20 protein-coding genes and 3 tRNA genes are annotated in these 18,546 nt (G+C 50.2%); 15 read left to right on the top strand and 8 right to left on the bottom strand.

The features are described from left to right. Window positions 1-69 precede the first annotated feature (69 nt). The 7 genes from ACJHVI_RS10500 to ACJHVI_RS10470 form a co-directional block, all read right to left on the bottom strand. Window positions 70-621, bottom strand: coding sequence for an AbgT family transporter (locus ACJHVI_RS10500; protein WP_483184689.1), 552 nt, complete (start codon window positions 619-621; stop codon window positions 70-72). 1 nt (window position 622) lies between these two features. Next, on the bottom strand, window positions 623-1,783 hold the full coding sequence (locus tag ACJHVI_RS10495) for a M20 metallopeptidase family protein (RefSeq protein WP_483184688.1): 1,161 nt from the start codon (window positions 1,781-1,783) through the stop codon (window positions 623-625). 175 nt (window positions 1,784-1,958) lie between these two features. After that, complete coding sequence (locus ACJHVI_RS10490) at window positions 1,959-2,621, bottom strand: tetratricopeptide repeat protein (RefSeq protein WP_483184687.1); 663 nt, start codon at window positions 2,619-2,621, stop codon at window positions 1,959-1,961. A 65-nt stretch (window positions 2,622-2,686) separates the two neighbouring features. Then, a complete protein-coding gene (gene fur, locus ACJHVI_RS10485; protein ID WP_483184685.1) occupies window positions 2,687-3,106 on the bottom strand; it encodes a ferric iron uptake transcriptional regulator in 420 nt (139 codons plus the stop codon). A gap of 74 nt (window positions 3,107-3,180) precedes the next feature. After that, window positions 3,181-4,041 carry an RNA polymerase sigma factor RpoH gene (gene rpoH, locus ACJHVI_RS10480; protein ID WP_483184691.1) on the bottom strand — a complete coding sequence of 287 codons (861 nt, stop codon included), beginning with the start codon at window positions 4,039-4,041 and terminating at the stop codon, window positions 3,181-3,183. 41 nt (window positions 4,042-4,082) lie between these two features. Then, a complete protein-coding gene (gene ftsY, locus ACJHVI_RS10475; RefSeq protein ID WP_483184683.1) occupies window positions 4,083-5,270 on the bottom strand; it encodes a signal recognition particle-docking protein FtsY in 1,188 nt (395 codons plus the stop codon). Window positions 5,271-5,320: 50 nt separating this feature from the next. Further along, on the bottom strand, window positions 5,321-5,683 hold the full coding sequence (locus ACJHVI_RS10470; RefSeq protein WP_483184681.1) for a dihydroneopterin aldolase: 363 nt from the start codon (window positions 5,681-5,683) through the stop codon (window positions 5,321-5,323). A 116-nt stretch (window positions 5,684-5,799) separates the two neighbouring features. Here ACJHVI_RS10470 and plsY point away from each other — a divergent pair, with 116 nt between their 5' ends. From plsY to ACJHVI_RS10455, 3 genes are read left to right on the top strand one after another with little or no spacing between them, the layout of a single operon-like run. Beyond that, window positions 5,800-6,399: a glycerol-3-phosphate 1-O-acyltransferase PlsY gene (gene plsY / locus ACJHVI_RS10465; RefSeq protein WP_483184680.1), complete on the top strand. Its 600-nt coding sequence runs from the start codon at window positions 5,800-5,802 to the stop codon at window positions 6,397-6,399. Between the two features lie 16 nt (window positions 6,400-6,415). Beyond that, the gene (gene gloA2, locus ACJHVI_RS10460) at window positions 6,416-6,799 is read left to right on the top strand and encodes an SMU1112c/YaeR family gloxylase I-like metalloprotein (RefSeq protein ID WP_483184679.1); all 384 of its coding nucleotides are present in this window, start codon (window positions 6,416-6,418) and stop codon (window positions 6,797-6,799) included. After that, the gene (locus ACJHVI_RS10455) at window positions 6,786-7,373 is read left to right on the top strand and encodes a DNA-3-methyladenine glycosylase I (RefSeq protein WP_483184678.1); all 588 of its coding nucleotides are present in this window, start codon (window positions 6,786-6,788) and stop codon (window positions 7,371-7,373) included. The genes gloA2 and ACJHVI_RS10455 overlap by 14 nt, the downstream gene beginning before the upstream one ends. Before the next feature lie 138 nt (window positions 7,374-7,511). On the opposite strand, the gene glmS is transcribed toward ACJHVI_RS10455, so the two are convergent. Then, window positions 7,512-9,329, bottom strand: a complete 1,818-nt coding sequence (glmS, locus tag ACJHVI_RS10450) for a glutamine--fructose-6-phosphate transaminase (isomerizing) (protein ID WP_483184676.1) — start codon at window positions 9,327-9,329, stop codon at window positions 7,512-7,514. 132 nt (window positions 9,330-9,461) lie between these two features. Here glmS and ACJHVI_RS10445 point away from each other — a divergent pair, with 132 nt between their 5' ends. The 12 genes from ACJHVI_RS10445 to ACJHVI_RS10390 all read left to right on the top strand — a co-directional run. Next, window positions 9,462-9,947, top strand: a complete 486-nt coding sequence (locus ACJHVI_RS10445; protein ID WP_483184675.1) for an FxsA family protein — start codon at window positions 9,462-9,464, stop codon at window positions 9,945-9,947. A 2-nt stretch (window positions 9,948-9,949) separates the two neighbouring features. Continuing rightward, window positions 9,950-11,401 (top strand): nicotinate phosphoribosyltransferase, encoded by a 1,452-nt coding sequence (locus ACJHVI_RS10440; RefSeq protein ID WP_483184674.1) that lies wholly within the window; start codon window positions 9,950-9,952, stop codon window positions 11,399-11,401. After that, a complete protein-coding gene (gene nadE / locus ACJHVI_RS10435) occupies window positions 11,398-12,153 on the top strand; it encodes an NAD(+) synthase (protein ID WP_483184673.1) in 756 nt (251 codons plus the stop codon). Before ACJHVI_RS10440 ends, nadE begins: the two co-directional genes overlap by 4 nt. A gap of 35 nt (window positions 12,154-12,188) precedes the next feature. Continuing rightward, window positions 12,189-13,331 carry a D-alanyl-D-alanine carboxypeptidase family protein gene (locus tag ACJHVI_RS10430; RefSeq protein ID WP_483184672.1) on the top strand — a complete coding sequence of 381 codons (1,143 nt, stop codon included), beginning with the start codon at window positions 12,189-12,191 and terminating at the stop codon, window positions 13,329-13,331. After that, complete coding sequence (locus ACJHVI_RS10425) at window positions 13,324-13,611, top strand: YbeD family protein (protein ID WP_115218501.1); 288 nt, start codon at window positions 13,324-13,326, stop codon at window positions 13,609-13,611. The genes ACJHVI_RS10430 and ACJHVI_RS10425 overlap by 8 nt, the downstream gene beginning before the upstream one ends. Next, window positions 13,611-14,243 carry a lipoyl(octanoyl) transferase LipB gene (lipB, locus tag ACJHVI_RS10420; RefSeq protein WP_483184670.1) on the top strand — a complete coding sequence of 211 codons (633 nt, stop codon included), beginning with the start codon at window positions 13,611-13,613 and terminating at the stop codon, window positions 14,241-14,243. The genes ACJHVI_RS10425 and lipB overlap by 1 nt, the downstream gene beginning before the upstream one ends. Before the next feature lie 55 nt (window positions 14,244-14,298). Continuing rightward, window positions 14,299-15,702, top strand: a complete 1,404-nt coding sequence (gltX, locus tag ACJHVI_RS10415; protein ID WP_483184668.1) for a glutamate--tRNA ligase — start codon at window positions 14,299-14,301, stop codon at window positions 15,700-15,702. An 82-nt stretch (window positions 15,703-15,784) separates the two neighbouring features. Beyond that, window positions 15,785-15,860, top strand: a tRNA-Ala gene (locus ACJHVI_RS10410). Between the two features lie 11 nt (window positions 15,861-15,871). Then, window positions 15,872-15,946 (top strand) — tRNA-Glu (locus tag ACJHVI_RS10405). A gap of 35 nt (window positions 15,947-15,981) precedes the next feature. Next, window positions 15,982-16,057, top strand: a tRNA-Glu gene (locus tag ACJHVI_RS10400). A 330-nt stretch (window positions 16,058-16,387) separates the two neighbouring features. Further along, complete coding sequence (locus ACJHVI_RS10395) at window positions 16,388-18,082, top strand: BCCT family transporter (RefSeq protein WP_483184690.1); 1,695 nt, start codon at window positions 16,388-16,390, stop codon at window positions 18,080-18,082. Between the two features lie 87 nt (window positions 18,083-18,169). Next, on the top strand, window positions 18,170-18,546 hold a 377-nt coding region (locus ACJHVI_RS10390; protein ID WP_483184667.1), incomplete at its 3' end, for a transposase.

Here is an 18,546-nt window from a genome sequence, read left to right as displayed (position 1 = left end):
AAAATGATACGCCTTAAAACAAGATATTGAAATATTTTTCAATATCTTGAAAATTTTTATTGTCTCATTTTAATCTGAAGAAACTATAACATCCGTACCAGTAACAAAGAGGCTGATGTCAAAGCCTGCGCCGGCTGCGCCGTAAGCTGCTGCCGCACCTGCCAAGGGATGTCTGCCTAGAGAGTGGTAAATCATTGCCACCAAGGGAATGAGAATGAGGTAGTTGGCATCGGAGGCGATGCTGCCGCTGATGCCGACAATGAAGACGACAAATGTCAGCATAGAAGGCGGCGCTTTGGCTACGGTGTAATGGATTAAATTGCCGATCATGCCGACTTTATCCGCCAGTCCAATCCCGAACATGACGACAATAATCAGCCCTAATGGCGGGAAATTGATGAAATTGCTTACCATTGAACCAAGCACGTATTCTAATCCCGCGCCGGAGAGAAGATTTTTAACGCCGACAACCGCCTGCGTTTTCGGATTCGTTACCGTTACTCCTATCAAGGACATAATGCAGGAAACGACGGCAACGATGATGGCTAACCATAAAAAGAGAAAGAAAGGATGCGGCAGTTTATTGCCGATACGCTCCAAACCATTGAGAAATTTCTGCATCTTAAGCTCCTTTACCACAGTAGTCTTCGACAATACCCACAAATGCCGCAGCGGCGGTGGGCAAAATGGCATCATTAAAATCGTAGCGATGATTATGCAAATAAGCGCTGTCTATCCCATTGCCGACAAAGAAAAAACAGCCCAGGCGTTCTTGCAGGTAATAGGCAAAATCTTCCGCCCCCATGGTCGGCATATAATCGATTTGCTGCACATCGGCTTGCGGCAGGATTGTTTGAATCGCACGCAAAGCACGCTCGGTTTCCTCGCGATGATTTTCCAGCGGCGGAATGTGATGAATATGCTCCAGCCTGAATTCGGCTTCAAAAGGCGCGCAAACGCCGGCAATCAAAGCCTCGAGTTTACCGACTAATTGCCGGCGGCTTTCCGCGCTGTCGCTGCGGATATTGATGATGATTTTGGCAGTCTCGGGAATGATGTTGTCGGCATTGCCCGCCTCAAAACCCGTAACACTGATAACGCCGGCTTTTAAAGGCGATTTGGCTCTTGAAACAATGCCTTGCAATTGCATAATGACGGCTGCGCCCAGATAAATCGGATCAACCGCCAAATGCGGCATAGCGGAATGCCCCGAACGGCCTTGCAAGGTTAAATAAAAAGTATCGTTGCCGCCCATTGTTGAACCGGCTTTGGCGAAAATCGCGCCGGTTTCATAACCGGGACGGTTGTGATAGCCGAAAACCGCATCCACACGCGGATTTTCCAAGACACCGGCTTTGACCATTTTTTCTGCCCCATTACCGCCTTCTTCGGCAGGTTGGAAAATCAGCTTAATCACGCCGGATAATTGCGCTTTGCGGCGAATAATTTCCGTAGCGGCGAGCAATAAAGTGGCGGTATGTCCGTCATGTCCGCAGGCATGCATTTTGCCGCTGTATTCAGAGCGATAGGGCAGATCATTGGCTTCTTCAATCGGCAGCGCGTCCATATCGGCACGCAAAGCAATCACGGCTCCGGCACGCCCTGTGTCTAATGTTGCCAACACACCGGTACCGGCAATACCAGTTTTCACTTCATAGCCTAAGGCGCTCAAGCGTCGGGCGACCAGTGCCGCCGTGCCGTGTTCCTCATATTGCAATTCGGGGTGCTGATGGATGTAATGCCGATCAGCGGCGGCTTGTTGAATGGCTTCGGTATCAAACATATACTCTCCTCTTTTTTCTCATAAAAGCCGACATCGAATAGATGTCGGCGCAAAAATAGCTTGAGTTTCTAGCGATGTAAAGCTAAAAACTCAGCAAAGGAGAATATCTTTATTAACTATTGCAATAAGAAATTGTTTTTGCTTGATATCAAGCCGCAGAAAAAATACTTGCCGTTTATTGCAAATCAGCCAATGCCTTTTTGGCGGCTTCATGCCCTTGCGCGGCGGCAAGACTGAGCCATTGCTGCGCTTTTGTCGCCTGATAGGCAATGCTGCCTTTTTTGCCGTACAGTATGCCGAGGTGGTATTGCGCCGCTGTATAGTTTTGCTCAGCCGCCATCAGATAGTAGCGTTCGGCAAGTCCGATATCGCTTAAGCCGACCACGCCATGTTCATAAAGCACGCCGAGATTGTATTGCGCTTCTGCCAGTCCCGCATTGGCGGCGAGTTTCAGCCATGCAATCGCCTGCACTTCATTTTGCGCCACCGCATTTTCGCCGCGCAAATAGCCCATGCCGAGTTCGTATTGGGCACGCATATCGCCTTTGACCGCAGCTTGGTGCAGGGCATCGGCAGCCGCTGTTTTTTCGCCGAGACGATAATTCAGTACATAACGCTCATAATGCGCGGCGGCAGTATCATCTGTCAGAGCCGCGAGGCGTTCTGCTATGATGCTATCGGTACCATCGGCATTTACATCGCCGATGGACATGTGATTCCATTCGGCTTGGGAAAAAATGTCGCTGCCGAGCAGAGGCGCTTCGCTTGGCTCTGCGGCAGCAAAACCGTAAGCGAATAAAAAGCTGAATAAGAGAGTGCGGAAAAGGGTTTTGTTCATAGATAGGCACTGATTAACATATTGGATGTTCATTAAAAAAACCGCCGTAGCGGTTTTAAGCATGATTAGTTTTTATCCGGACCGTTATAGATACCGTATAGCACCAAGCTGTGGTCTTCTAAGGTAAAGCCATGTTCGGCGGCAATTTCTTTTTGGCGTTTGGCAATGACTTCATCATAAAATTCCACGACTTTGCCTGTTTTCACGCAAATCAGGTGGTCATGATGCTCGCCGTTGTCTATTTCAAATACGCTGTGGCTGCCTTCAAAATTATGGCGTTTTAAAATGCCCGCCTGCTCAAATTGCGTCAATACGCGGTAAATGGTTGCCAAACCGATGTCTTCATCGGCTTTAAGCAGGATTTTATATACGTCTTCCGCGGAAAGATGTACATCGTTGGACGAGGTTTCTCTTTCCATGATTTCCAAAATTTTCATCCGCGGGCCTGTGACTTTCAATCCGGCGCGTTTGATTTGCTGACTCATGCGTAAACTCCTTTATTTAACGTGGGTTGTCTCAGAACCTCTATTATGCGGCTATTCATTTTTTCCGCAAGTGTTTAGGCGCTGATGCTTGTCTTTAATTCTGCCAAAGCCTGTTGTTCAATCTGGCGAATCCGCTCGGCAGAGACTTGGTATTTGTCCGCCAAACTTTGCAGGGTGGCTTTGTCTTCATTCAACCAACGGGTTTCCACGATTTCGCGGCTGCGCGCATCGAGCTTGTTCAAGCCCAGATGCAGGCGGCGGTGCATCAAATGGGTTTGCTCTTCGCGTTCGGTGCTGCGTGCAGGGTCGATGTTCTCATCAACCAGCCAAGCGGAAGGGGCAAAGCTGTCTTCTTCGTCGCTATCGAGTGGGTCAAAGGCAATATCCTGACCTTGCAGGCGGCTTTCCATTTCATAGACGTCTTTGATGCTGACGTCCAATTCATCGGCAATAGCTTGCGCTTCGTTTTCATTCAACCAATTAGCGGATTTTTTCATGCTGCGCAGATTGAAGAATAATTTGCGCTGCGCTTTGGTAGTGGCAATTTTCATCATACGGAAATTGCGAATCACATATTCATGGATTTCCGATTTAATCCAATGCACGGCAAAAGAAATCAGGCGCACACCGCGTTGCGGCTCGAATCGTTTGACGGCTTTCATCAAGCCGATATTACCTTCTTGGATTAAATCGCCCAGCGGCAAACCGTAGCCTAAAAAACCGCGCGCAATATGCACGACAAATTTCAAATGATGCACGATTAGGGCTTGCGCGGCTTCCAAAGATTGGTGTTTTTGCAATTGCTCCGCCAATTCGCGTTCTTGCTCGGCTTCTAAGACGGGAATTTGACGCACTTTGGCGATATAGAGGTCAATATCGCTGCTTGGGGTCAGCCAAAACGAAGGCGCAGCAACGGATAATTGAGAATTCTGCATAGAAATAGTAGTTGCTGTCATGGTCTTTCCTTCAATAAATTTTACTCGTTGTATAGTAGCACATTCACAAAATCACGCACATTAAAAGGACGTAAATCGTCCGCTTTTTCCCCGACACCGATAAAGCGTATCGGCAGGCGCAGTTGGTGGCTGATGGCAAATAAAATGCCGCCCTTCGCCGTGCCGTCCAGTTTGCTGACGACCAAGCCGTCCAGCCCGACGGCTTCATGGAAATGCTTGGCTTGGCGCAGCGCGTTTTGTCCGTTGCCCGCATCGATGACCAATAAGGTTTGCTGCGGCACGGCGGGATCGAGTTTTTGCAGCACTCTTTTGATTTTTTTGAGTTCTTCCATTAAATGGTCTTGAGTATGCAAACGTCCCGCGGTGTCGATAATCAACACATCTGCGCCGCGCGCCTGCGCCGATTGCAGAGCGTCGTAAGCGACAGAAGCGGAATCCGCTCCGGTTTTTTGCGCAATCACAGGTACTTGATTGCGTTCGCCCCAGGTTTGCAATTGTTCGACCGCTGCCGCACGGAAAGTATCGCCGGCGGCGAGCATGACTTTTTTGCCTTCGCTTTTAAAACGGTGCGCCAATTTGCCGATGGTAGTGGTTTTGCCCGCGCCGTTAATCCCGACCATGAGAATGACATAAGGTTTGGCACCGTCCGTATCCAAGGCTTGCTCATAGGGCATGAGTAAATCGCACATATGCTCGGCAACGCGCTGCTGCACGGCGGCGACATCTTGCAATTGATTGCGCTCTAATTGCGCGCTGACGTCATCGATGATTTGCATGGTTACTTCCATGCCGACATCGGCACTCAGCAATTGCATTTCCAAATCTTCAATCAGGTCTTTGTCCAGCGTTTTCTTACCTAAGAATAAATCGGTAAATCCGCTGCGGGTTTTGCTCAATCCCGCTTTCAGGCGGGCAAAATAGCCTTGTTTTTCTGTTGCCGCATTATCCGTATCGCTGCTGATAATGGCTTCGCTTGCCGGCGAAGTGTCAGGCATTGCGCTCTCAATCGGCGCTTCAAGATAAGTATGACTCTCTGCTTGGACGGCGGTTTCCGCTGGCTGAAGCACTTCTTCGGCAGGAGCATCAGAAGCCTCCGCCGCGGGCGATGCTTCATCGGTTTGCAGCGCGACTTCTGCCTGCTCAAGCTCAGGCGTCTCTTCCGCCGCATTGTGTTCTTCTTTGCCTTTTTTAAACCAATTAAAAATCATGTATTTTCCTTCTTTTGATGGATATGCCGCATTTGGCTATGCAGTATAGCTTATGCCTCGCGGCTGCGGCGCATTTTTAGCCCGATTTCGCGCGTGGCGGCAATCGCCCCCGGTTTTTGCAGGGTAATGGTAATGGCTTGCGCCAGCGGAAATTGGCCGAACAATTCTTCCAATAAGGCGGCGGCAAAGACTTCTAATAAGCCGAAGGCGCTGTCGCGAGCAAATGCGCATACGCAATCCGCTACCGCCGCATAATTAATCGCATGACTAATATCATCGCTTTCAATTGCCTGACTGAAATCGGTTTCCATTTCCAAGCTGATAATCAGGCTTTGCGGCTGAATTTGCTCATGCGGCAAAATGCCGATAATGGTGCTGGTTTTAATATTGTGTAGATAAATGATGTCTTTCATTTTAAATGTCCTTGCGGGTCGAGCGCGCTTTTTCTGCCGCTTTGTCTGAAAACATAGCCATTAAAGCGAAATTTGTGTCAAGATAGGCGGACAATTTTAGCCTAGAAGGAGAAATTATGCAGATTATTGCCGTCATTGCCGCCGCTGTGGCGGGCTATTTAAGCGGTTCTTTAAGCAGCGCCGTGATTGTATGCCGCATGATGGGGCTGCCCGATCCGCGTTCTCAAGGCTCGGGCAATCCCGGCGCTACGAATGTAATGCGCATCGGCGGTAAAAAAGCTGCTGCCATTACCTTGGCAGGCGATTTGCTCAAAGGTCTGATTCCCGTGCTGATACTCAAAATGCTTTTCCCCGCGCATGACCATCTGTGGATTGCGGCAGGCTTAGGTGCATTTTTCGGGCATCTGTATCCGATATTCTTCGCCTTTCAAGGCGGCAAAGGTGTGGCAACCGCCATCGGCGTACTGCTGGCCTGGCATTGGCCTGTCGCCCTGATTTGCATCGTGATTTGGCTGGGTATTTTCCTCTTGACGCGTGTTTCCTCCCTATCCGCCCTCATCGCCTCTTTCTGCGCGCCTTGGCTGGCATTTTTCTGGATTGCCGATAAAAAATTGCCGATGGCAATTCTGGCGATGGTCGCCGTCTTGATTTACAGACATCGCGAAAACATCCGCCGCTTGGCCAAAGGCGAAGAAAGTGCCTTTAAAAAACGTTGAAACATAGGGAGAAAACATGCGACTTCATCATGTGGCTTTGATTGCCAGCGATTATGTCCTCAGCAAAGCTTTTTACACGCAAATCTTAGGCTTAAAGATTTTGGCGGAGCATTACCGCGCCGAGCGCGACTCTTGGAAATGCGATTTAGCCGCCCCTGACGGACATTATCTCTTGGAACTGTTTTCCTTCCCCAATCCGCCGCCGCGTACCAACGATCCGGAGGCCTGCGGTCTGCGACATTTGGCTTTCGCCGTGCCCAATGTGGCAAAAATGCGACAAAATTTACTGCATAAAGGCGTATATTGCGAAGCCATCCGCATCGATCCTTATACCGAACGCGCCTTTTTCTTTATTAAAGACCCCGATGCTCTGCCGATAGAATTTTATGAAATCCCCTGAACTGCATCCCTGCCCTTGGGCGGCAAAAGAAGATTTTTATTTGGATTATCACGATAATGAATGGGGCATTCCCTGCTATGACAGCCGGCATTTGTTTGCCATGCTGTGCTTGGAAGGCGCGCAGGCAGGTTTGAGTTGGCGGACAATTCTGCTGCGCCGCCCCGCCTATTACGCCGCTTTTGATGATTTCGACCCTGAAAAAATGGCGGCATACGATGATGCCAAATACGCCGCATTACTCGAAAATAGCGGCATTATCCGCAATAAACTCAAGATCAAAGCCTTTATCAGCAATGCCCAAACCTACCTGCGCATTAGCGAGCGGCAGGCATTTGCCGATTATCTGTGGCAGATGGTCGGCGGCAATCCGCATATCCATTATTTTCAGAACTTAAGCGAAATTCCCACGCAAAACAGCCTTTCCGAAGCAATGAGTAAGCAATTGAAAAAAGACGGCTTTCGCTTTGTCGGCCCGACGATTTGCTATGCCTTTATGCAGTCTATGGGCATGGTAAACGACCATTTGACCACTTGCTACTGCCATCCCATGTATCAATCCCTTGAGAATACATAGCATTTCCTATTAAAACAGCAAGCCGATGAAATTGCGATGCTACGCGATATGTTGGCTTTTTTGAAAAAAGAAGCCGAAGCAGATTAAAATCAGATGGAATAAAAGGGGGGCTTTGAACAGCCCCCTTTTTTATTGCTTTTATTCTACCGTAACCGATTTTGCCAAATGGCGCGGCTGATCCACGTCCGTGCCTTTGAGCAGGGCGACGTGATAGGCGAGCAGTTGCAAGGGAATGACGGCGGCAATGCTGGCGCTGAGGTCATTGAGTTCGCCCAAGCGGATGATTTGCGCTTCGGGGAAGGGAGCGGTATTGCAGCGCGAGTCGGCAAGCAGAATGATGTTGCCGCCGCGTGCCTGCACTTCTTGCAGATTGCTGAGGACTTTTTCTTCGACGCGGTCGTGTTTGACGAGGGCGACAACTGGCATATGTTCGTCAACAAGGGCGAGCGGTCCGTGTTTGAGTTCGCCTGCCGGATAGGCTTCGGCGTGAATATAGGTCAGTTCTTTGAGTTTTAATGCACCTTCGGCGGCAATGGCGCTCATTTCTCCGCGACCGAGGAAGAGGCAGCCGTGGCGGTGCTCGATAAGTTTGGCGGCGGCGGCGATTTGCGGTTCTAGGGCGAGGATGTCTTGTAATTGGCGGGGCAGTTGTTCCAAAGCGCTTAAATCGGGTTCTTGTCCGCTTTGCAAGGCGAGGATGAGGGCATTGACGAGGTGCAAGACGGTAATTTGGGTAACGAATGCCTTGGTGGAGGCGACGCCGATTTCGCGCCCTGCACGAGTCAGGAGGTTAAAGTTTGCCGCTCTGGTCAGCGCGCTTTCGGGCACGTTGCAGATGGCGAGAAAATCTAAATATTTACCGCTGTTTTTGGCTTTTTCCAGCGCGGCGAGGGTGTCGGCGGTTTCGCCCGATTGCGAGAGACTGAGAAATAGGGTGTTTTCAGGCACGGCGACGTCGCGGTAGAGATATTCGCTGGCGTATTCGACGTGGGTGGCGATGCCGCTTTCTTCAAAGCGGTATTTCATGACTAATCCCGCATGGTAGCTGGTGCCGCAGGCGATGATGTGCAGTTGGCGCGTGCTTTTGAGGGCGTCTAAGAGTTCGGGGCGGAAAGAGGCAAGTTGCAATTTGCCGTGGGCAAGGCGGCCTTCAAGGGTGTCGGCAATGGCGGTGGGTTGTTCAAAGATTTCTTTTTGCATGAAATGCTTGTATTCGCCTTTGCCGCTGATATCGCTGCTTTGGTCGCTTTCTACGATGTCCCGCGTAACCAGTTGGTCTTGCGCGTCATAGATGCGGTATTCGCCGCGCGTAATTACCGCCAAATCGCTTTCTTTCATGTAGATAAAGCGGCGTGTAACCGGCAGCAGGGCGAAAATATCGGAGGCGATGAAGTGTTCGCCGATACCGATGCCGATGACCATCGGCGAGCCGTGACGTATGGCGACGATTTCATCGGGTTTGTCTGCCGCCATGACCGCAATCGCATAAGCGCCGCGCAGTCGGGTGAGGCTTTGGCGGACGGCTTGCTGCAAATTGCCGCTGTCGCGATAATGATGATGAATGAGATGGGCGATGGTTTCGGTGTCGGTTTCGGAGCTGAACACATAGCCTAGGGCGCTGAGTTCCGCGCGGATTTCCTGATAGTTTTCAATGATGCCGTTATGCACGAGGGCAATGCTGTCGCTGCTCATATGCGGGTGGGCATTGGCTTCGCTGGGTACGCCGTGTGTTGCCCAGCGGGTGTGGGCGATGCCGCTTTGTCCTTGCACGGCATTTGCTTGCGCTTTGCTGACCAAGCTCGCCACTTTGCCCACGGCGCGGGTGCGTACAATGGCATTGCCATTATTGACCGCCAGCCCTGCGGAGTCGTAGCCGCGGTATTCCAAGCGTTTCAGCCCTTCCAATAAAATCGGCACGACATTTCTTTCTGCCACGCCGGCGACGATTCCGCACATAAGTTTTTCCTTAATATCAAATAAAAGAGCGCTAATATATGCAGGGCTTTGGGGCTTGTCAAACATGGCGTTTTGTTCAGAGAGCTTTATTTCTCTTATTTTGTAACCATTCCCTTTATTCTCAACAAGGAGATGATGATGCCTTTATTATTGTTTTTTGCGATTTGGTTAGTGTTGGAGCTGATGGTGCTGTCGGCGGTGGTTGATGTATTCAGTGTCTTGGGGACGTTGGCTTTAGTGATTGCTTCCGTGCTGGCCGGCATAGCGATTTTACGCGGCGAGCAAATCAGGCTGTTGCTGAAAATGCAGCAGGCGCAGCCCCTACATCAAGGCGATGGCGGCGGTATTTACCGCGTATTGGCAGGGGTGCTGCTGATTTTCCCCGGTTTTATCAGCGATATTTTGGCATTGTGTCTGTTTTTTGCGCCGCTGCGCCGCTTATTGGGACTGGGGCTGTTGCGCGCGTTTAAGCCCGAGCGCGTGGTGCGCGGTTTTGGATTTAAAATGAAACCCGATGCCAGCTATGAATATGACGGCGAAGTGCAGGCACATCGTGCCGACGGCAGCGTAATTGAGGCGGAAATTATCGATTCTTCCACGCCGCGCAAGAGAGATTAGCCGTGCAAGCGCATCAATCTTTATTATTAGACTATTACGAGCTGACGATGGCGAACGCCTATTTTGCCCAAGGGCGGGCGCAGGAATGGGCGGTCTTTGATTACTATTTCCGCCGCGTACCCGATAACGGCGGCTTTGCGATTTTCGCCGGACTGGAAACGGTTTTGGATTATGTGCGCGAGCTGTCTTTTAGCGCTGAACAGATAGATTTTTTGCGGCAAAAAGACGGATTTGACGAAGGTTTTTTGCAATATTTACGCGATTTCCGTTTTGGCGGCGAGATTTACGCCTTTGCCGAAGGTTCGGTGGTTTTCCCCAATGAACCGCTGCTCAGCGTGCGTGCGCCTTTAATTGATTGTCAGATTTTAGAAACCTTCCTTTTGCTGACGCTCAATCATCAATCCTTGATTGCGACCAAGGCGGCGCGGATTTGCGCCCAAGCGCAGGGGCGTAAGGTATTTGAGTTCGGCTCGCGCCGCGCACATGGCGCAGATGCGGCTTTATACGGTGCGCGTGCCGCTTATATCGGCGGCGTGGCGGCAAGCGCTAATACGCAGGCGGAAGTGGTCTTCGGCGTACCGGCAGTCGGCACGATGGCGCATGCTTTCGTGCAGAGTTTTGCCGATGAATACAGCGCCTTTGCCACCTATGCCCAGACTTACCCCGATCATACGGTATTGCTGATAGATACTTACGATGTGCTGCGCAGCGGCTTACCCAATGCCATTCGCCTGCAGCAGGAAGTATTGCAGCCTTTGGGCAAGCGGCTTAAAGGCATTCGTATCGACAGCGGCGATTTGACGTATTTAAGCCGCCGTTGCCGCGAATTGTTGGACGCTGCCGGCATGCAGGATTGCGAGATTATGGTGTCTAATAGTTTGGATGAATTCATTATTAAAGATTTAATTCAGCAGGGCGCGGCGATTGACGGTTTCGGCGTGGGCGAACGTCTGATTACCGCGCGCAGCGAACCGGTGTTCGGCGGTGTGTATAAAATCGTTTCTTTAGAAAAAGCCGGCAAAGCCGAGCCGAAAATCAAAATCAGCGAAAACTTGATTAAAACCACGATCCCCGCCTTTAAACAGGTTTGGCGTTTATATAATCAGGCGCAGATGGCGATTGCGGACGTGGTGAGTTTGCGCGAAGAAACCATAGACGGCAGTCAGCCTTATACCTTATTCGATCCGCAAGCACCGTGGAAACGTAAAACCGTGCAGGATTTTCATGCCAAACCTTGTCTGCAACTGGTGTGGCAGGGCGGCAAAGCCGTGCAAAAACGCCCGACTTTGGCGGAAATTCGCGCCTATGTGCAAAGCGAATTGAATACTTTATGGTGCGAAGTCAAGCGTTTGGAAAATCCGCATGGTTATTATGTGGATTTGTCGCAGTCGCTGTGGAATTTAAAACAGGATATGTTGGATGGAATTGCCAAAGAAATGGAGGCAGGGCGATGAATTGGCTGAAATATGCGGATTATGTCTGCGAATGGTTGGAAGAGCAGCGGCGCGAACTCTATGCCATGGACGGCTATGTCTTGGGCTTGAGCGGCGGTGTGGATTCGGCAGTCTGCGCTTATTTGCTGGCGCGCATTGATGCGACGAAACATATTTACATGTTGCCGGCGGCGGTCAGCAGTGCGGCGGATTTGGCGGATGCGCAGGCGGTTTTAGACGGTGCAGGCTTAAGCGGCGAGACAATTTCGATTGCGCCGATGTATGAGGCGGTGATGGGGCAAATCAGCGCCGCTTTATCGCCCAATCCCGAGCGGCAGCAAGTCTTGCACGGCAATTTGATGGCGCGTTTGCGCATGGTCAGCCTTTACACTTTGGCGCAGAGCCATCGCGCGATTGTCTTGGGTACGGATAATCTGGCGGAAAGCTATACCGGTTATTTCACCAAATTCGGCGACGGCGCGGCGGATGTATTGCCGCTGGCGCGTTTGCGCAAAGAGCAGGTATTTGCCTTGGGTGCGGCTTTGGGCGTGCCGGCGCAAGTGCTGAACAAAGCGCCCAGCGCGGACTTGTGGGAAGGGCAGACGGATGAGGGCGAATTGGGTTTCAGCTATGCCGATTTAGACCGCTTTCTGCGCGGTGAAAGCGTATCGGCGGAGACGCAAGAGAGGATTGCTTTTTGGCACGATCGTTCGCGACACAAGCGGATCTTGCCGCCGCAGCCCGCCGCGCCTGAAGAAATCGATGCGCTATGATAGACTGCGCCTTTTATTTGCGCCCAAAGGATAAGATGAAAGCTGTCGTACAAAAATTCCTGTTATTGATTTGGCTGCCGCTTTTGCTGTGGCAGCCGCTTTTCGCGCAGCAAGCGGCGATTGATGATTTGGTTTCCGGCTATGTGCTGATGGATGCCGAAAGTGGGCAGATTTTGCGCGAACGCAATGCCGATCAAGCCTTGCCGCCTGCCAGCATTACCAAATTGATGACCGCCTATTTGACTTTCCAAGCCCTGCAAAGCGGCAAAATCACGCTGGAAGACAAGGTCAGTATCAGTCAGCAAGCCTATAAGCAGGAAGGCTCGCGCATGTTTGTGGAGATTAATTCGCAAGTGGCGGTGGGCGATTTGATTCAAGGCATGATTGTGCAGTCGGGCAATGATGCCAGCGTGGCTTTGGCGGAATATCTCGGCGGCTCGGTGGAAGGTTTTGCACAGATGATGAATCAGGCGGCGGCGCAATTGGGGATGAAAAATACCCATTTCGTCAATCCTACCGGTATGCCCGACGAGGCGCATTACAGCAGTGCGCGCGATATTGCCCTGCTGGCGCGGGCGATTATCATGCAATTCCCCGAATATTATCATTATTACAGTCAGAAAGAATTTTTATGGAATAAAATCAAGCAGCAAAATCGCAACCGCTTATTGTGGCGCAATGCCAATGTCGACGGGCTGAAAACCGGCTATACCGATGCGGCGGGCTTTTGCTTGGTGGCTTCGGAAAAGCGCGGCGAGGCGCGTATGATTAGCGTGGTATTGGGGGCGAAGAAAGAAGAGCATCGCTATGAGGCTTCTTTGCAATTGCTCAATAGCGGTTTTGCTCTGTTCAGCCGCATCAGTCCCGTGCAGGCAGGGCAGGTCTTAAGCCAAGCGCAGGTGTTTAAAGGCGAGACGGACAGCGTCAATATTGCGGCGCAGCAAACCCTTAATCTGCTTCTGCCGAATGAGGCGAAAAACAGCTTGACCGCGACTTTGAATATCAACGGTACGCTGGTTGCCCCGATTGCCAAAGGGCAGGTGTTGGGCGATATCCGTATCGCGGCGGGCGGACAAGTCTATGCGACCGTGCCGGCGGTGGCGGCGGAAGCGGTGGCGGAAGCCGGCTTTTTCAAACGTACTTGGCATGGTTTAAAAATGTGGTGGAATAATGACTAATACAGACAATCAAACGGCAGGCGAAGAAACCTTAATCGAGTTTCCTGCCCGCTTTCCCATTAAAATTACAGGTAAAAATACCCCCGAATTTCAGGCGGAGATTTTAGACATCGTCAATCGACTCATTCCCGAGCAAGACCGCTTGGGAATGAAAGAACAAGCCAGCAAAAACGGCAATTATCTGGCAATCAGCCTGACGGCGATGTTTTATGATAAAGCCGCCATCGATGCGGTCTATCAAGCCTTGAGCGACTCGCCGCATGTGATTATGGCATTGTGATGCAGGCGCAAGGCTTGCCGGTCGTTTCTCTCGGGCTGCGCGATTACCGCGAGATTTGGCATGCGATGCTGGATTACACCCAAAAGCGCCGCCGCAGTCCTGAAGACGATGCTCTATGGCTGGTGCAGCATCCGCCGGTTTTTACGCAGGGCTTGGCGGGCAAAGCCGAGCATTTGCTGGCAACCGGCGATATTCCCGTCGTGCATATCGATCGCGGCGGACAAGTTACCTATCACGGGCCGGGTCAGGCGGTGATTTATTTATTGCTGGATATCAAAAGCGCAGGAGTTGGTATTCGTCCCTTGGTCAGCATGATTGAGCAAACGACGATTGACAGCTTAAAGCCTTACGGCATTCAGGCCGCCGCGCGTGCCGATGCCCCCGGCGTTTATGTTGCAGACGGGCGTAAAATCGCTTCTTTAGGCTTAAAAGTCAGCCGCGGCTGCACCTATCACGGCGTGGCGGTGAATGTGGATATGGACTTGTCGCCCTTTGCCCGCATCAATCCCTGCGGATTGCAGGGCATGAAAATGGCGCAAATCCGCGAATGGGCGGCGGTAGAAACAGAAGGTTTTTCGCAGCAATGGGCGGCGCACTTTGCCCGACATTGGTTGGCGGCGCAAGCCGGATGAGCTTATTGGAAAATGCGCGTAAAATACGCGCCAACAATTGAAAAAAGGAAATGTTGTGGTTATTACACGTTTTGCGCCCAGTCCGACGGGCGATTTGCATATCGGCGGTGTGCGCACCGCTTTATTCTCATGGCTGCATGCGCGTCAGCATCAAGGCGTATTCCGTCTGCGGATTGAAGACACCGACCGCGAACGCTCAACCGAAGCCTCTACCCAAGTCATTTTAGACGGCATGCGCTGGCTGGGGCTTAATGCCGACGGCGACATTGTCCGCCAAAGCCAACGCTTTGATTTGTATAATCAAGTCATTGAAGACATGATTGCCAAAGGCTTGGCGTATTATTGTTGGTGCAGCCCCGAAGAGCTGGAAGCCATGCGTGAAGCGCAGAAGGCACGCGGCGAAAAACCGCGCTATAACGGCAAATACCGTAACGGCGGAGAACCTGTTGCTGGTGTGCAGCCGGTCGTGCGTTTTAAAAATCCTTTAGACGGTTCGGTCAGTTGGGATGACCAAGTGCGCGGAAAAATCACGATTCAAAATAATGAATTGGACGATTTTATTATCCGCCGCAGCGACGGCACGCCCACCTATAATTTCTGCGTCGTCATCGATGATGCCGAGCAGCAAGTCAGCATGGTCATTCGCGGTGAAGACCATATCAGCAACACGCCGCGCCAAATCAACCTCTATCAGGCATTGGGCTATGCCGTGCCGACCTTTGCTCATGTGCCGATGATTCTCGGCGACGACGGACAGCGTTTGTCAAAACGCCACGGCGCAACCAATGTTTTGGATTATCGAAGCGAAGGCTATTTACCTGAAGCCATTATTAATTATCTCGTGCGTTTGGGCTGGTCGCATGGCGATCAGGAAATCTTCTCGCTAGAAGAATTGATGCAATATTTCCGCATCAATCAAGTCAATAGCGCGCCATCCGCCTTTAATACCGAAAAATTGCGTTGGCTGAACCAGCACTATCTGCAACAAGCCGACAGCGCGCGTCTGCAAGCCCTGCTGCCGGATTATCTGCAAGCGCAGGGCTATGATTTGGCAGCGCATACCTTAGCCGCCGCCATTCCGCATTATTTGGAACGCGCTAAGACTTTGAAAGAAATGGCGGAACATATGCGCTGGATAGCAGTTGATCCGCAGGAATACCCGACGGAAGCGCAGAAAAAAGCCTTTAAGGACGAGCAGACCGGCGAGCGTTTGGCATATTTGGCGGAAAAATTAGCGGCATTAGGCGATTTTAACGAACACAGCGTGCATGCTGCGATTGAAGAAACGGTCGCGCATTTCGATATCGGCTTCGGCAAAATTGGACAGCCGGCGCGTCTTGCGCTGACAGGCGGCGCACCCTCGCCGGATTTAGCCGTCAGTTTTGTCTTGGCGGGCAAAGAGGCGGCCGTGCGGCGTTTGCAAGCAGTAGTTGCCTATTTAAACAAAATCAAAGCATAAGCAAATTTCTTGGGCGCAAAGCGGAAAAAAGATTGACACCTGATTTTCCTCTGTTAAAATTTGCCCCTCACTCACACAGTGAGGGGCTATAGCTCAGCTGGGAGAGCGCTTGCATGGCATGCAAGAGGTCAGCGGTTCGATCCCGCTTAGCTCCACCAATTTATGTTGCGTCCCCTTCGTCTAGCGGTTAGGACATCGCCCTTTCACGGCGGTAACAGGGGTTCGAACCCCCTAGGGGACGCCATTTTCTTGCTGTGTTTGTTTGACTAATTTCAATTAGTCCCCTTCGTCTAGTGGCCTAGGACATCGCCCTTTCACGGCGGTAACAGGGGTTCGAACCCCCTAGGGGACGCCATCTTTTCTGAAAAATAGGAAACTGCGTTTATCTAAATCAGCAGAAAAATATTTCTGGAATTTCTCTTAAATATAGAAATTTATCAGAATATCGAATGATCGTCTTGGCAATAGTATCTAATTTTGTTAATCATATTTTTCGTTACTCTGGTATCAATTTCTGCATATGGAAAAGATTTTGTTATAAGGAGTTAATGTGTCTGATACTAAGGAATTTAATTCATTCGTTTTGCAGGAATCGACAAAGCATTCCAATGTTTATCGCCATTTAGGAACTTTTGACTCGGATAAGAATTTTCATCAGCGCGCAACGCAGGCAAGTAATGCAAAAATTGATAAATTTACCTTTATCGGCGTACTAGTGATTTTGCTGAGCGTAACGGTGCCTTTGATTTTTTTTCCGGAGCAGGGGGCGTATTGGGTCGGGCAGACCAAGCAGTTCGTCACTAATAAATTGGGTGGTATTTATTTGTTTTTTGGCGTATTGTCAGTTGTTTTCGTGACTTATATCGCTTTTTCGGATATCGGCAATATCAAATTGGGCAAGCCGGAAGACGAGATTGAATTTAAAACCGGCTCTTGGGCGGCGATGATGTTTTGCGGCGGCATCGGCGCCAGTATTCTATATTGGGGAATTTTGGAATGGGTCTACTATTACCAAGGACCGCCTTTCGGCATTGAGCCGCAGTCAGCGCAAGCGATTCGCTGGGCAAGTACTTACGGCATGTTCCATTGGGGGCCTGTGGCTTGGGCGATTTATTTGGTGCCGGCGGTATCGATTGCGTATTTCGCACATGTGCGCAATTCGCCGATTTTAAAAGTCAGTCAAAGTTTGATGCCCTTATTAGGCGAGCGTTTTGCTAAAAGCAATTGGGGACGTTTGATTGACGTATTTTTTATTTTCGGCATGATCGGCGGCGGCGCTACGACTTTAGGCTTGGCATCGCCGATGATTACCGACGGTCTGCATGATTTGTTCGGTACGCCGCGCAATATTACGATGCAGTTGGGCGTATTGTTTATCACCACAATGATTTTCGCCTATTCGGCTTATCAAGGTCTGCGCGGCGGTATTCAATTTTTATCCAATATCAATTTTTATCTGGCATTAGGCTTTTTGCTCTTTGTGCTGATTTGCGGGCCGACCGTATTTATTTTGAACACGGGTTTGGAAGCTTTGGGGCGTTCGATTTCAAATATCGTTACGATGATGACTTGGACGGAGGCTTTCGGCGAATTTAATCAGCATGGTTTCAAACGCACGGGTTTCCCGCAGGATTGGACGGTATTCTATTGGGCTTGGTGGTTGGTATTTGCTCCGACTATCGGTTTGTTTATCGCTAAAATCTCAAAAGGTCGTACCATTCGCCAGATGGCGGTAGGTTCTATGTTTTTCGGTTCATTGGGCTGCGCGGTATTTTTCATCGTATTGGGCAATTACGGCTTGTATATGCAGTTGTCCGGCACTTTGGATGTCTTGAATACCTTAGAAATACAGGGCGCAACGGCGACGATTTTCGCGATTTTGCATACTTTACCGATGGCGAAAGTCGTGATTGCGGTCTTTACGGTATTGGCGATTATTTTTACCGCCACGACTTTTGACAGCATTTCTTATATTTTGGCTTCCGTCGTGCAGCATGAAGTAGATGAGGAGCCGATGCGTTGGAATCGTTTGTTTTGGGCCTTTACCCTGTGTTTAATGCCGGCTACGCTGATGTTTATCGGCGATTTGAATACATTGCAAACTGCTTCTATTTTTGCCGGTGCACCTTTGATTGTTATCATGAGCTTGATTATGTTCTCCACCATTAAGGCAGCGAAATACGATTTGCACTATCAGCCGGATTATTCTTTGAAAACGATTTATATTGAAGAAGTACCGGAAAATGCGCCTTGGGAGCAGGGCGAAACTTCGATAGCGCCGGAAGGTTCCGTTTTGGCGCAGCAGGTCATTTATGAAGAAATGCGCCAACAGCAACGGGAAGAAACCTTGCCGAATAATAATGCAGAGCAGGAAAAATAAAGGTATGCTGCGAAGCAGTCGCTGATGCGGCTGCTTTTTTAATATTAAGGCTCTAGACTAGCAGAATCACTCTGTTAGACTAGAAAAATGAGATACAACAGTAAATTAAGCACATATCATCTCAAAAAAATTATTCGCCACTTTTGTGCCGATATTGAAGCCTCAAAAACCGCTTTGCTGACTGGTTTTAATCATTGGTACAACATCTTTCGTCAGGAAATCTATCGCCATCAGAGTAAACTTAAGGAACAACTCTATGGAAGCATAGAAGTCGATGAAAGTTATTTTGGCGCCAAGCGGCAACGAGGCTTTCATGGCAAGCTTAAGCGCGGCAGAGAAACGTTGAAACAGCCTGTATTCGGTATATTCGAACGTGAGGGCAGGGTTTATACGGAAATCGTTCCTGATTGTAAGAAGCAGACCTTGCAAGACATTATACTGGGTAAAGTCAGCTTGGACAGCGT

This window comes from Suttonella sp. (assembly GCF_056855035.1).
The sequence above is the reverse complement of the archived record's forward strand: the minus strand, read 5'-3'. Positions and strand labels throughout refer to the sequence as shown.

Bases quoted from the DNA above. Each gene is read 5' to 3' on its own strand.
- gloA2 (WP_483184679.1), top strand. From the start codon at position 6,416: ATGCGACTTCATCATGTGGCTTTGATTGCCAGCGATTATGTCCTCAGC.
- ACJHVI_RS10425 (WP_115218501.1), top strand. From the start codon at position 13,324: ATGACTAATACAGACAATCAAACGGCAGGCGAAGAAACCTTAATCGAG.
- nadE (WP_483184673.1), top strand. From the start codon at position 11,398: ATGAATTGGCTGAAATATGCGGATTATGTCTGCGAATGGTTGGAAGAG.
- ACJHVI_RS10445 (WP_483184675.1), top strand. From the start codon at position 9,462: ATGATGATGCCTTTATTATTGTTTTTTGCGATTTGGTTAGTGTTGGAG.
- ACJHVI_RS10500 (WP_483184689.1), bottom strand. From the start codon at position 621: ATGCAGAAATTTCTCAATGGTTTGGAGCGTATCGGCAATAAACTGCCG.
- ACJHVI_RS10455 (WP_483184678.1), top strand. From the start codon at position 6,786: ATGAAATCCCCTGAACTGCATCCCTGCCCTTGGGCGGCAAAAGAAGAT.
- ACJHVI_RS10490 (WP_483184687.1), bottom strand. From the start codon at position 2,621: ATGAACAAAACCCTTTTCCGCACTCTCTTATTCAGCTTTTTATTCGCT.
- ACJHVI_RS10470 (WP_483184681.1), bottom strand. From the start codon at position 5,683: ATGAAAGACATCATTTATCTACACAATATTAAAACCAGCACCATTATC.
- ACJHVI_RS10430 (WP_483184672.1), top strand. From the start codon at position 12,189: ATGAAAGCTGTCGTACAAAAATTCCTGTTATTGATTTGGCTGCCGCTT.
- rpoH (WP_483184691.1), bottom strand. From the start codon at position 4,041: ATGCAGAATTCTCAATTATCCGTTGCTGCGCCTTCGTTTTGGCTGACC.
- ftsY (WP_483184683.1), bottom strand. From the start codon at position 5,270: ATGATTTTTAATTGGTTTAAAAAAGGCAAAGAAGAACACAATGCGGCG.
- fur (WP_483184685.1), bottom strand. From the start codon at position 3,106: ATGAGTCAGCAAATCAAACGCGCCGGATTGAAAGTCACAGGCCCGCGG.
- plsY (WP_483184680.1), top strand. From the start codon at position 5,800: ATGCAGATTATTGCCGTCATTGCCGCCGCTGTGGCGGGCTATTTAAGC.
- glmS (WP_483184676.1), bottom strand. From the start codon at position 9,329: ATGTGCGGAATCGTCGCCGGCGTGGCAGAAAGAAATGTCGTGCCGATT.
- lipB (WP_483184670.1), top strand. From the start codon at position 13,611: ATGCAGGCGCAAGGCTTGCCGGTCGTTTCTCTCGGGCTGCGCGATTAC.
- ACJHVI_RS10495 (WP_483184688.1), bottom strand. From the start codon at position 1,783: ATGTTTGATACCGAAGCCATTCAACAAGCCGCCGCTGATCGGCATTAC.